Below are 12,481 nucleotides of genomic sequence, written 5' to 3'. Positions count from 1 at the left end.
CTTCCGGCGGCGCTGAAACGCTTTAGGAGCGATGCATGGACAACAACAATACGACGACCTTGCTCCATCGATTCCTCCACTGGGAGGAGACCCTGCCCGACGCCGTCTACCTGAGCCAGCCGGTGGGTGAGGACGTATTCGACTACAGCTGGCGCGAAGTCGGCGACCAGGCCCGGCGCATGGCCGCCTACCTGCGCGGCCTGGACCTGCCGGCGGGCAGCGCCGTGGCCATCCTCGGCAAGAACAGCGCGCACTGGATCATGGCCGACCTGGCCATCTGGATGGCCGGCCACGTTTCGGTGCCGCTCTATCCGACCCTCAGTGCCGAATCCCTGGCCTATGTCCTGGATCACGCCAACGTGCGGCTGGCCTTCATCGGCCGCCTGGACGTCTGGGACGAGGGCCGCCAGGCCGCCGTCGCGGGAGTACCGCAGGTCGCCCTGCCGCTGGCGCCGGAGCTGCAGGCGCCGAGCTGGGAAGAACTGGCCGCCAGCCACGCGCCCTTGCGCGAGCTGAGCCTGCCGCGTCCCGAGCAGCTCGCCACCATCATCTACACCTCCGGCACCACCGGCATGCCCAAGGGCGTGATGCACAGCTTCGGCAGCATGTACACCTACGCGCAGCTGGGCGGCGGCGACTTCTGCCAGCTGACGCCCGACGACAGCATGCTGTCCTACCTGCCCCTGGCGCACGCCGCCGAGCGTTCGTCGGTGGAGTCCAACTCGCTCTGCCACGGTGTGCGGGTGCTGTTCAACGAAAGCCTGGAGACCTTTGCCCGCGACCTCTGCCGGGCGCGGCCGTCGGTGTTCATTTCCATGCCCCGGCTGTGGACCAAGTTCTACCAGAGCGTCTGCGCCAGGCTCGGCCATGAGCAGCGCGAGGCCCTGGCCGGCCCCGACTCGGGGCCGCTGAAGCGGCAGATCCTCGGCATGCTCGGCCTGGACCGTACGCGCATCGCCTTCACCGGCTCGGCGCCGCTGCCGGCGGAGATCGTCGACTGGTACCGCAACCTCGGCCTGGAGCTGCTGGAGGTCTACGGCATGTCGGAGAACTTCTGCTACTCGCATTACAGCCGGCCGGGCCAGGTGCGCCTGGGCTACGTCGGCCAGGCCCTGCCCGGCGTGGAGTGCCGGCTTTCGGCGGAAGGCGAGATCCTGGTGCGCAGCCGGACCCAGATGATGGGCTACTACCGCGACCCGGAACTCACCGCGCAGACCCTGACCGAGGACGGCTTCTTCCACACCGGCGACCGTGGCGAGCTGGATGAGCAGGGCCGGTTGCGGATCACCGGGCGGCTCAAGGAACTGTTCAAGACCAGCAAGGGCAAGTACGTCGCGCCTGGGCCGGTGGAGAACCGTCTGGTCAACGATCTGGTGGAAGCCGCCTGCGTCACCGGCATGGGCCAGCCGCAGCCGTTCGCCTTGCTGCTGCTGTCACCCGACGGGCGTACGCGGCTGACCGATGAGGCCGGGAGGGAGACCCTGCGCGGCGAGCTGCTGGCACTGCTGGAGCAGGTCAACGCCAGCCTCGAGCCCCACGAGCAGCTGGACTACCTGGTGGTGGTCAAGGACGTCTGGACGGTCGACAACGGCTTCCTCACGCCGACGCTGAAGATCAAGCGCAGCATCATCGAGGACCAGTACCAGCACCGCGCGGCGGTCTGGCTGGCGGCGGGCGAGCCGATCCTCTTCGAAGCGTCCTGAACGCCCCTCCCGTCCCCTCCGTAGATGGGGGGGAGGGCCCGGGGCTGGGCCCGGTACTGTCGAGTCCATGCCCGGTGGCTGCCTTTAGCGCAGCGCCGGGCTCCGCGAGAAGCCCGCCATGTCGAGCGGCGGCGGTCACGACAGTACAAGGAGCAGGACCGATGAAAGTCAATTTGCCGAGCCAGGAACAGAAGCTGGCGGTGGAGAGTTTCCGCAAGTACCTGGAAGCGGAGGTCCGCCCCGTGGTGCGGGAGTTCCGCGACCAGCACATCCCCAAGGCGCGCATGCGCGAGATCACCCAGGGCATCGCCGAGTTCGGCCTGCCCGGGGTCAGCGTGGCGGAGGAACACGGCGGCCTCGGGCTGTCGCTGGTCACCGAGGCCATGCTGTTCGAGGAACTGTGCGCGGTGTCGGTGGATGTCGGCCTGTGCGTGATGATCAACAAGGGCATGGCGGTCACCCTGGCCGAACTGCCCCCGTCGCAGGCCCACCTGCGCGAGCGCTACCTGGCCGACATCATGGCCGGGCGCACCTTCGGCGGCTTCTGCATCAGCGAGCCGGACGTGGGCTCCAACGTCATCGACATCAAGGCCACCGGCAAGCGCGATGGCGATAGCTTCATCGTCAACGGCGAGAAGACCTGGATCTCCAACGGCCACTACTCGGACTTCCTGATCACCACCGTGCGTACCGGCCCCAACGAGCTGTCGCACATCCTGGTGGACCGCGAGGAGCACGGCTACCAGAGCGCCAACATCGACAAGATCGCCCTCAACGGCCAGTCCACCGCGCAGGTGTTCTTCGACCAGGTGCGGGTGCCGGCGCGCAACGTGGTGTGGGAGGAGGGCTCGGGCCTGAAGAACACCATGAAACTGTTCGAGAAGGCCCGCGCCAATGTCGGCATGCTCTCGGTGGGGCTGATGCGCGCGGCGCTGGAAGCGTCGATCCGTTACTCCCAGGAGCGCCACCAGTTCGGCAAGCCGATCGCCGCGCACCAGCTGGTGGCGGCCAAGATCGCGGAGATGGCGACCCTGCTCGATGCCGCTCGGCTGATGTGTTTCCGCGCGTTCTCGATGATGGATGAAGGGGTGCGTTGCGACGTACAGTCGTCGATGTCCAAGTGGTTCGCCACCGAGATGGCGGTCAAGGTGTGCCGCGACGCGGTGCAACTGCACGGCGGCAACGGCCTGACCAAGGAGTTCGACGTCGAGCGCTTGGCCCGCGAAGCCATCGTCATCCCGATTCCGGACGGCACCACCGAGATCCAGAAACTGATGATCTCCCGTGCCCTGACCGGCATCTCGGCGTTCGTCTGAACGCCCCAGGCCGGCGCCGATCCGTCCTGTTGGGGAGGGGAGGCGCCGGCTGCCGGGCGCCTATGCTCGACCCCGGCACGGCGCGCCGGCCGCAAGGCAAGCGGGCCACGGACCTACCAGAACTGAGGACAAGCACAGATGAGTCAGAAAGTCGTAGTCGCCGGCGTCGGCATGATCCCGTTCATGAAGCCGGGGCAGAACGAGACTTACGTCGCCATGGGCGAGCAGGCCGTGCGCCTGGCGCTGGCCGATGCCGGCGTCGGCTACGAGTCGATCCAGCAGGCCTACGCCAGCTACATCTACGGCGACTCCACCTCGGGCCAGCGGGCGCTCTACAACGTCGGCATGACCGGCATCCCGGTGATCAACGTCAACAACAACTGCGCCAGCGGCTCTACCGCGCTGTACCTGGCCAACCAGGCGATCGCTAGCGGCATGGCCGAGGTGGTGCTGGCGGTGGGTTTCGAGCAGATGAACCCCGGCGCGCTGGGCGACACCTTCCACGATCGTCCGTCGCCGGCCGACCTGTTCCTGCGCCAGACCGAGCGCGTACCCGAGGCCGCGGGGCTGCCCGCCGCGCTGCGCATCTTTGGCAGCGCCGGACTTGAGCACATGAAGCGCTTCGGCACGCCGCTGGATACCTTCGCCAAGATCCGCGCCAAGGCCAGCCGCCACGCGGCGAACAACCCCAAGTCAGTGTTCCGCAAGGTGGTGACCGCCGAGGAAGTGCTGGCTGATCAGGTCCTCTGGCCCGGCGTGATGACCCGCCTGATGGCCTGCCCGCCGACCTGCGGCGCGGCAGCGGTGGTGCTGTGCAGCGAGGCCTACGCCAAGCGCCACGGCCTTGACGGCAGCGTGTGGATCGCCGGCCAGGCGCTGACCACCGACGGCCCGGAGACCTTCGGCGACGACCTGCGCAACATTGCCGGCTACTCCATGTCGCGGGCGGCGGCGCAGCAGGTCTACGAGCAGGCCGGCCTCGGCGCCGAGGACGTCAACCTGGTGGAGCTGCATGACTGCTTCGCCCATAACGAATTGCTGACCTACGAGGCCCTGGGCCTGTGCCCGGAAGGCGGCGCGCAGAAGTTCGTCGACGACGGCGACAACACCTACGGTGGCCGCTACGTGGTCAACCCGTCCGGCGGCCTGCTGTCCAAGGGCCACCCGATCGGCGCCACCGGCCTTGCGCAATGCACCGAGCTGGTCCAGCAGCTGCGCGGCCAGGCCGAACAGCGCCAGGTGGAAGGCGCGCGCGTGGCCTTGCAGCACAATATCGGCATCGGTGGCGCTTGTGTGGTCACCCTGTACCGCAACGACTGACGGGGCCGAGATGGATTTTCAGCCGGGTGCCGGGCTCGAGGCGTTCCGCCTGGAGCTCCGCGACTCCCCGCTGGCGCGCACCGACGTCGACGTGAAGAAGCAGGCCGGTATCAGCTTCCTTCCGGTGCGCATGAAGAGCCCGGATGTCAGCGTCACCAAGGCGCCGTTCCGGCTCTAGACAACGCCTGCAAGCCCCGTTCGACCCGTGCTTGACGCCGCAGCCCGCAAGGGTTGCGGCGTTTTTGCGTGAGGGTTGGGCGGACGCCCGGCGGGCCCCTCCCACCCCCATGCCTATCGGGGGGGGCGAGGGGGCAGGGGGCTTGGATAAAACATCATCCAGGAGCCGGCCATTCCGGCTTGCGCGAGTCGACCGGGCGTCACGCTCCTTCGCCCGGTCGGCAGCCGCCGGCGCCGATCCCGTAGGCAGCGCGCGCCCCAGGGCGACGCTCAACCCCCCAAGACGAATAGGTGGAGACATGCAAAAACCGACAAGAACCCTGCTCGCGGCCGCCCTGCTGGTCGCTCATGCAGGCGTGCTCCATGCGGCGGTATCGGCGGAGGAGGCCAAGGCACTGGGCACTACCCTGACGCCAATAGGCGCCGAGAAGGCCGGCAACCAGGACGGCAGCATCCCGGCCTACAGCGGTGGCCTGACCACGCCGCCGGCCAGCTTCGACAAGGCTTCCGGCGTGCGCCCCGATCCCTTCGCCAACGAGAAGCCGGTACTGTCGATCGACGCCAAGAACGTCGACAGCCACGCCGACAAGCTCACCGAGGGCGCCAAGGCGCTGATCAAGAAGCTGCCGGGCTACCGCATCGACGTGTACCCGACGCACCGCACCGTGGCCTATCCGCAGTTCGTCCTGGACAACAGCGTGAAGAACGCCACCCGCGCTTCCCTGGCCAGCGATGGCTACACGCCGCTGAACGCCGCCGGTGGGATTCCCTTCCCGATTCCGAAGAGCGGCGTGGAGGCGATGATCAACCACATCGCGCGCTACCAGGGGATTTCCTACGTCATTCCCAAATACCTGGCCTTCAACATCGACGCCGCCGGCAAGCGCGTGCTCTCGACTCAGGGTGTGTGGACCCTGGAAAGCCCCTTCTACGACGTTGCCCGCAATCCCGACCCGAGCATCTACAACCGCGCCCGCGCCAACTACACCGGCCCGGCGCGCCGTGTCGGCGAGGCGATCATGACCTTCGAGAGCATCGAAGGCCTGAAGGGCCGCCGCGCCTTCCAGTACCTGCCCGGCCAGCGCCGCGTGCGCCTGGCCCCGGACCTGGCCTACGACACGCCCAACCCGAGCACCTCGGGCATGTCCACCGTGGACGACGTGAACCTGTTCAACGGCCGCATGGACCGCTACGACTGGAAGCTGGTGGGCAAGAAGGAGATGTACGTTCCGTACAATACCTACCGTTTCACCTATGCCACCGACGCGGACAAGGTATTCGGCGCCAAATTCATCAACCCCGACTACGTGCGCTGGGAGCTGCACCGCGTCTGGGTGGTGGAGGCGACTCTCAAGCCCGGCGCGCGCCACATCTACGCCAAGCGTACCTTCTACCTCGACGAGGACAGCTGGGCAGTGCTCGCCGATGACCAGTACGACGGTCGCGGCCAATTGTGGCGCCCCGGCTTCGCCTACCTGACGGCGCTGTACGACGTCCATGCAATCAACACCACCACCGTCGGCCACTACGACCTGATCGCCGGTAGCTACTACATCAACCAATGGCCGAGCGTGGGTGGCCTGAAGGTCTCCGAGACCATGACCTCGGACAACCAGTGGACCCCCGACAGCCTCGCCGGCGCCGGTATCCGTTAAGACCGTTCGCGGTTGAGCAAAAGACAACCGGGGCCCTTGGGCCCCGGTTCTCGTTTCAGCGCAGAGAGAATGGAGGACCGGGCGGCAGGACGCCGCCCGACGGGCTCAGAGGCTGCCGACCAGGTGGCCACCGTCCACCGCCAGCACGCTGCCGGTCATGAAGGCGCCGGCCTGGCTCGCCAGCAGCAGGAAGGGACCTTCCAGCTCGGCCAATTGGCCGAGGCGGCGCAGCGGCACGGCGTCGTTGATATAGGCCTGGCCCTTGGCGCTGTCGAAGTAAGCGTCGTTCATCTCGGTCTTGAAGTAGCCCGGGGCGATGGCATTGACGCGAATCTCGTAGCGCGCCAGTTCCAGGGCCAGCGAGCGGGTCAACTGGACCACCCCGGCCTTGGCCGCGCAGTAGTGGCTGTAGCCGGTACCCACGCGCAGGCCGAGGATCGAGGCGATGTTGACGATGCTCCCGGGCGCGCCGGCACGGACCAGGCGCTGGGCCGCGCACTGGGCAACGCGCCAGACGCCGTCGAGGTTGGTGGCGAGCATGGCGCGCCAGTCCTCCTCGCTGACCTCCAGTACGCGCTGGCCGTTGCCGATGCCGGCATTGTTGAGCACCACGTCGACCACGCCGAAGGCCTCCTCGGCGGCGTTGAAGGCCGCTTCCACGCTGTCGCGACAGGTGACGTCCAGGGGCACGGCGAGGGCGCTGCCGCCCTGGGCGGCAATGTCCTCGGCCAGGTGCGCCAGGCGCTCTACCCGCCGAGCGGCGAGCACCACCCGCGCGCCGGACTGTGCGGCGACTTTGGCCAGATGCGCGCCGATGCCGCTGGACGCACCGGTGACCAGTACGGTTCGGCCGGCGAGGGAGAAGCGCTCGCTCATGGGAACACCTCGAACAGGCCGGCCGCGCCCATGCCGCCGCCGACGCACATGGTCACCACCACGTATTTCACACCGCGGCGCCGGCCTTCGAGCAGGGCATGGCCGACCATGCGCGCACCGCTCATGCCGTAGGGGTGGCCGATGGCGATGGCGCCGCCGTTGACGTTGAGCCGGTCGTTGTCGATGCCCAGCTTGTCGCGGCAGTAGAGGACCTGGCAGGCGAACGCCTCGTTGAGCTCCCACAGGCCGATATCGTCCACCGTCAAACCGTGCTGCCGGAGCAGCCTGGGTACGGCCAGCACCGGGCCGATGCCCATTTCCTCTGGCGCCAGGCCCGCCACGGCGATGCCCCGGTAGGCGCCCAGCGGTTCGAGGTTGCGTTGTTCGGCCAGGCGGCCGTCCATCAGCACGCAGGCGCTGGCGCCGTCGGACAGCTGGCTGGCGTTGCCGGCGGTGATGCAGCCGCCCTCGATCACCGGCTTCAGGCCCTGCAGGTCGCCGAGCACCGTCTGCGGGCGATTGCCCTCGTCGAGCGACAGACTGACCTGCTCGTGGCGGGTAGCCCCGGTGGCCTTGTCCAGTACCTGGCGGGTGACGCTCACCGGGACGATCTCGTCGGCGAACAGGCCGGCGGCCTGTGCCGCGGCGGTGCGCTGCTGGGATTGCAGGGCATAGGCGTCCTGGGCGTCGCGGCTGATGCCGTAGCGCGCCGCCACCAGTTCCGCAGTGCGGAGCATGGGCATGTAGGCGCTGGGCGCCAGGCTAAGCACCTGTGCGTCGTGGTATTCGCCGACCCATTCCATGTGGCGGTTCTGCACCAGGCTGATGTGCTCCTGGCCGGCGCCGATGGCCACCTGCATGCCGCCGACCATGATCTGCTTGGCGGCGGTGGCCACTGCCATCAGCCCGGAGGCGCACTGGCGGTCGAGGGTCTGGCCGCTGACCGACTGCGGCAGGCCGGAGGCCAGCGCGCTCATGCGCCCGAGGTTCCAGCCGGCGGTGCCGGCAGGCATGGCGGTGCCCATCACCAGGTCCTCGACCTCGGCGGCCTCGATGCCGGCGCGTTCGACGGCGGCACGAATGGCGAAGGCGGCCATGCTGGGCGAGGTGGTGATGTTGAAGGCGCCACGAAACGCCTTGGCGATGGGCGTGCGGGCGGTGGAGAGGATGACGGCTTCTTTCATGGGATTTTCCTTGGGGCAGGTGCCGCCACCCGGAGGTGGCGGCGGGAAGGTCAGAAGGTTTCGATGCGGGTGCGGCCGGCGGCCACCAGGCGCTGCAGCAGCGGCGCCGGCTGGAACCAGCGCTGGCCGTGCTCGCCGAGGCTCGCCTGGCAGGCCAGGATGCCGGCGAGCACCTTGTCCAGGCCCAGTTGCTCGGCGTAGTGCAGCGGCCCGCCGAGGTGCGCGGGGAAGCCGTAGCCGTTGATCCACACCAGGTCGATGTCGCTGGCGCGCAGGGCGATGCCCTCGTCGAGCAACTGGATGCCTTCGTTGATCAGCATGAACAGGCAGCGGTCATGGATTTCGCCGGCGTCGATCGGGCGCCTGGGGATCCGTAGCTCGCCAGCCAGGCGCTCGGCCAGCGTCGTCACCGCCGGGTCGTCCAGGCGCTGGCGGCCTTCGTAGCGGAAGAAACCGGAGCCGGTCTTCTGCCCGTAGCGACCCTGGGCGTAGAGTTCGTCGCCCAGGCGGCAGTAGCTGGGATCGTCGGCGAAGGCGGCGTGGTTGGCCTGGCGCACCAGGTAGTTCACGTCGATGCCGGCGAGGTCGAGCATGCTCAGCACGCCCATGTTCAGGTCGATGCCAGTCAGCACCGCGTCCACCTGGGCTGGCGTGGCGCCTTCGAGCACCAGGCGCATGGCTTCGCGGGCATAGGGTTCGAGCATGCGGTTGCCGATGAAGCCGAAGCACACCCCGGAGACCACCGGCAGCTTGCCGATCCGCCGGGCCAGCTTGAGGGTGGTGGCGAGCACCTGCGGCGCGGTCTCGCGGGCACGCACCACTTCCAGCAGGCGCATGACGTTGGCCGGACTGAAGAAGTGCAGGCCGATGACGTCCTGCGGGCGCCGGGTCACCGCGGCGATGGCGTCGACGTCGAGGCTGGAGGTGTTGGTGGCCAGGATGGCGCCCGGTTTGCACACCTCGTCGAGGGTGCGGAACACCTGCTGCTTGACCTCCAGCTTCTCGAACACCGCCTCGATCACCAGATCGGCGTCGGCGATGTCGGCATAGTCGAGCGTGCCCCGCAGCAGGGCCATGCGCTGCTCCAGTTGTTCCTGGCTCAGCTTGCCGCGCTGGACGCTGATCTCGTAGTTGCGCCGCACGTTGCCCAGGCCACGCTGCAGGGCGTCGGCCTGCTGCTCCAGCACGGTCACCGGGATGCCGGCGTTGGCGAAGTTCATGGCGATGCCGCCGCCCATGGTGCCGGCGCCGATCACCGCGACCTGGCGGATCGACCGCAGCTCGATGGCCGGGTCGATGCCGGGCACGCGGCCGGCTTCGCGCTCGGCGAAGAACACGTGGCGCAGCGCCTGCGACTGGCGGGAGGCCTCGGCCTGGCGGAACAGGTCCTGCTCGCGGACCAGGCCTTCATCCAGCGGCAGCACGCAGGCGGCTTCCAGGGCGGCCAGCACCAGGCGCGGGGCGAGGCGGCTTTTCCAGCGCGCCTCGTGCTCGGCGCGGTAGAAGGCGAAGAAGTCCTCCGGCAGCTCTGCGCCCGGGTTGGGGTAGGGCGCGGCGGGCTGCGCCGGGGCACCCCTTGCCAGCAGGTCACGGGCATAGCCGCAGGCCTGCTCCAGCAGTTGCTCGGGACCGTCGGCCAGGCAGTCGAACAGCCCCAGCAGGTGCGCGCGCGAGGCGTCCAGCTGCTCGCCGGAGAGGATCATGTTCAACGCCGACTCGGCGCCGATCAGCCGCGGCAGGCGCTGGGTGCCGCCGGCTCCCGGCAGCAGCCCGAGGTTGATCTCCGGTAGGCCGATGCGCGCGCCGGGCTCGCCGATGCGGTAGCCGCAGGCCAGCGCCAGTTCCAGGCCGCCGCCGAGCGCGAGCTTGCCGACGGCGGCGATCAACGGCTTGTCGATGCGCGTCAGGCGCAGCAGCAGGCCGGGCAGGTCAGGGGCGGCGTGGGAGGCGGGGCTGCCGAATTCGCTGATGTCCGCGCCGGCGCTGAACAGGCCATTGGCGCCATGCAGCACGATGGCTCGCACCGCGGGGTCGGCGGCGGCCCGCTCGCAGGCTTTCAGCAGGGTCGCGCGCAGCGGCTGGCCGAGGGCGTTGACCGGCGGGCGGCTCAGACCGATCAGGGCCAGTTGGCCGTCCAGTCGGTAATGCACAAGGGGATTCATGATGTTTCCTCGTCGGGGTGGAGCGGGCGTCAGAACCAGCGGTCCTGCATGTCGTGGCTCAGGCGGTTGCCGTTGATGAGCAGGCGGGCCTGGGCCTCGATGGGCGCCAGTTCCCAGTCCATGAAGTAGCGCGCCGCCTGCAGCTTGCCGCGGTAGAAATCGGCCTCGCCGCCAGTGGCTCCGGTCTGCAGGGCGCGACTGGCGATCAGAGCCATGCGCAGCCACAGCCAGCCGACCAGCACGCGGCCGAACAGGTCCAGGTAGGCGGTGGCGTTGGCCAGGCCGAGGTTGGCGTCGGCGGCGACCTGTTCGCGTAACGCGGCGGTCGCCTGTTCGAGCAGCTTCAGGGCGGCGCCCAGGGCATGAGCCAGCGGGGCGCAGGTTGCGTCGTCCCGTGCTGCGTCGATGCTCGTGCGCACCAGGGCGAGGAACTGCCGGTAGCCGGCGCCGTCGCGCTGGTCCAGCTTGCGGCCCAGCAGGTCCAGGCCGTGGATGCCTTCGGTGCCTTCGTGGATCGGGTTCAGGCGGTTGTCGCGGTAGTACTGTTCCAGCGGGTACTCGCGGATGTAGCCGGAGCCGCCCAGCACCTGGATGCCGATATCCGAGGCGATCACCCCGTAGCGCGAGGGGTAGGACTTGACCATCGGGATCAGCAGGTCGAGCAGGTCTGCGGCAGCCTGGCGCTCGTCGGCGCTTTCGGCGGTGTGGGCATCCTCGAACAGGCTGCTGGCGTACAGGCACAGTGCGAGGCTGCCCTCGGCGTAGACCTTCTGTTGCAGCAGCATGCGGCGCACGTCGACATGCTCGACGATGCGCACCTGCGGGACCAGCGGGTCCTTGGCGCCCGGCAGGCGGCCCTGGGGGCGCTCGCGGGCGTAGTCGAGGGCGTGGATGAAACTCTGGTAGGCCAGCACCGAGGCGCCCAGGGCAACCCCGATACGCGCCTCGTTCATCATCTGGAACATGTACGCCAGGCCCTTGTTCGGCTCGCCCACCAGGTAGCCGACGGCGCCGTCCCGTTCGCCGAAGTTGAGCACGGTCGAGGTGGTGTTGCGATAGCCCATCTTGTGCAGCAGGCCGGCCAGGGCCACGTCGTTGCGCGTACGGTCGGCGAGGAACTTGGGCACCAGGAACAGCGAGATGCCACGGGTGCCGGCCGGCGCGCTCTCGATGCGGGCGAGGACCATGTGCACGATGTTCTCGGTCAGGTCATGGTCGCCGCCGGAGATGAACATCTTCTGCCCGAACAACCGGTAGCTGCCATCGGCGGCGGGCCGCGCACTGGTGCGCAGGTCGCCCAGCGCCGAGCCCTGGCCCGGCTCGGTCAGCGCCATGGTGCCGCTGAAGCGGCCGTCGAGCATGGCCGGCAGGAAGCGCTGGCGCAGGCTGTCGTCGGCGAAGCTCTTGACCAGGTTGGCCGCGCCGATGGTCAGGAAGGAGTAGGCGACGGTGGCGATGTTGGCGGCATTGAAGTAGGCCATGCTGGCCCGCAGGATCACTTCGGGCAGTTGCAGGCCGCCGTCGGCGCAGTCGTGGTGGGCGGCGAGGAAACCGGCCTCGGCGAAGGCGTTCCAGGCGCGCCGGGTTTCCGGGATCAGCCGGACCTTCTCGCCGTCGAAGGTCGGTTCCTGCTGGTCGCCTTTCTGGTTGTGCGGTGCGAAGTATTCGGCAGCGATGCCTCGCGCCGTCTGCAGGGTCGCATCGAAGACCGCCCGATCGTGTTCGGCGTAGCGCGGGCGTTGGAGCAGTGCTGTGGTGTCGAGCAGCTCGTAGAGCAGGAAGTCCAACTCGCGTTCGTTGAGCAGTTGATCGGTCATGGGGGCCTCGTCGGCAGGCGCGCGTGATGGCGGCCACGGGACCCGCGGCCGGGTTGGCGTCCAGTGAAACAGGAGAGCGGCAGGTGGCGTTCCCCCCTTTATGAGAGGGCGGCGGGATGGCCGGGCGTTCGCGGGGGCGGCAGGCCGGGCATGTCAGCGTGCGGGGCAGGGCGGTGCCGGCGCCCCCCTCCATTAGTGGGGACCCGGTGGGGCAACTGCGTCGCTAGCATCGACGGCGAGCGGTCCCGACGGCTCCATGGCCACAGGGGGC

The 12,481-nt window shown here is 68.8% G+C and carries 9 protein-coding genes; 5 read left to right on the top strand and 4 right to left on the bottom strand.

Annotation, left to right across the window (positions count from 1 at the left end; all coding sequences use genetic code 11):
* Positions 1-35: 35 nt before the first annotated feature.
* The 5 genes from ACAW63_RS19475 (at position 36) to ACAW63_RS19455 (ending at position 6,171) form a co-directional block, all read left to right on the top strand.
* Positions 36-1,703: an AMP-binding protein gene (locus tag ACAW63_RS19475; protein ID WP_371227874.1), complete on the top strand. Its 1,668-nt coding sequence runs from the start codon at positions 36-38 to the stop codon at positions 1,701-1,703.
* 161 nt (positions 1,704-1,864) lie between these two features.
* Entirely contained in the window at positions 1,865-3,019 is a 1,155-nt protein-coding gene (locus ACAW63_RS19470) for an acyl-CoA dehydrogenase family protein (protein ID WP_275611741.1), read from the top strand.
* Positions 3,020-3,157: 138 nt separating this feature from the next.
* Positions 3,158-4,339 carry a lipid-transfer protein gene (locus ACAW63_RS19465; protein ID WP_371227872.1) on the top strand — a complete coding sequence of 394 codons (1,182 nt, stop codon included), beginning with the start codon at positions 3,158-3,160 and terminating at the stop codon, positions 4,337-4,339.
* Between the two features lie 10 nt (positions 4,340-4,349).
* Positions 4,350-4,517: a hypothetical protein gene (locus tag ACAW63_RS19460; RefSeq protein WP_371227870.1), complete on the top strand. Its 168-nt coding sequence runs from the start codon at positions 4,350-4,352 to the stop codon at positions 4,515-4,517.
* 298 nt (positions 4,518-4,815) lie between these two features.
* A complete protein-coding gene (locus tag ACAW63_RS19455; protein ID WP_371227868.1) occupies positions 4,816-6,171 on the top strand; it encodes a DUF1329 domain-containing protein in 1,356 nt (451 codons plus the stop codon).
* 105 nt (positions 6,172-6,276) lie between these two features.
* Here the strand turns inward: ACAW63_RS19455 and ACAW63_RS19450 are convergent, their stop codons facing one another.
* Genes ACAW63_RS19450 through ACAW63_RS19435 form a run of 4 tightly spaced genes read right to left on the bottom strand, consistent with a single transcriptional unit; the run spans position 6,277 to position 12,210 of the window.
* Positions 6,277-7,047 carry an SDR family NAD(P)-dependent oxidoreductase gene (locus ACAW63_RS19450; RefSeq protein WP_371227866.1) on the bottom strand — a complete coding sequence of 257 codons (771 nt, stop codon included), beginning with the start codon at positions 7,045-7,047 and terminating at the stop codon, positions 6,277-6,279.
* Entirely contained in the window at positions 7,044-8,231 is a 1,188-nt protein-coding gene (locus ACAW63_RS19445; protein ID WP_371227864.1) for an acetyl-CoA C-acyltransferase, read from the bottom strand. The genes ACAW63_RS19450 and ACAW63_RS19445 overlap by 4 nt, the downstream gene beginning before the upstream one ends.
* Before the next feature lie 50 nt (positions 8,232-8,281).
* On the bottom strand, positions 8,282-10,393 hold the full coding sequence (locus ACAW63_RS19440) for a 3-hydroxyacyl-CoA dehydrogenase NAD-binding domain-containing protein (protein ID WP_371227862.1): 2,112 nt from the start codon (positions 10,391-10,393) through the stop codon (positions 8,282-8,284).
* Between the two features lie 29 nt (positions 10,394-10,422).
* Positions 10,423-12,210, bottom strand: a complete 1,788-nt coding sequence (locus tag ACAW63_RS19435) for an acyl-CoA dehydrogenase (protein WP_371227860.1) — start codon at positions 12,208-12,210, stop codon at positions 10,423-10,425.
* Between the last annotated feature and the right edge of the window lie 271 nt (positions 12,211-12,481).

The sequence above is a fragment of the Pseudomonas sp. QE6 genome, assembly GCF_041379005.1.
In the GTDB taxonomy this organism is placed as follows: domain Bacteria; phylum Pseudomonadota; class Gammaproteobacteria; order Pseudomonadales; family Pseudomonadaceae; genus Pseudomonas.
Note: the sequence above shows the minus strand (reverse complement) of the source record. Positions and strands in the feature narration are given on the sequence as shown.

Bases quoted from the DNA above. Each gene is read 5' to 3' on its own strand.
- ACAW63_RS19470 (WP_275611741.1), top strand. From the start codon at position 1,865: ATGAAAGTCAATTTGCCGAGCCAGGAACAGAAGCTGGCGGTGGAGAGT.
- ACAW63_RS19460 (WP_371227870.1), top strand. From the start codon at position 4,350: ATGGATTTTCAGCCGGGTGCCGGGCTCGAGGCGTTCCGCCTGGAGCTC.
- ACAW63_RS19445 (WP_371227864.1), bottom strand. From the start codon at position 8,231: ATGAAAGAAGCCGTCATCCTCTCCACCGCCCGCACGCCCATCGCCAAG.
- ACAW63_RS19440 (WP_371227862.1), bottom strand. From the start codon at position 10,393: ATGAATCCCCTTGTGCATTACCGACTGGACGGCCAACTGGCCCTGATC.
- ACAW63_RS19450 (WP_371227866.1), bottom strand. From the start codon at position 7,047: ATGAGCGAGCGCTTCTCCCTCGCCGGCCGAACCGTACTGGTCACCGGT.
- ACAW63_RS19435 (WP_371227860.1), bottom strand. From the start codon at position 12,210: ATGACCGATCAACTGCTCAACGAACGCGAGTTGGACTTCCTGCTCTAC.
- ACAW63_RS19465 (WP_371227872.1), top strand. From the start codon at position 3,158: ATGAGTCAGAAAGTCGTAGTCGCCGGCGTCGGCATGATCCCGTTCATG.
- ACAW63_RS19455 (WP_371227868.1), top strand. From the start codon at position 4,816: ATGCAAAAACCGACAAGAACCCTGCTCGCGGCCGCCCTGCTGGTCGCT.
- ACAW63_RS19475 (WP_371227874.1), top strand. From the start codon at position 36: ATGGACAACAACAATACGACGACCTTGCTCCATCGATTCCTCCACTGG.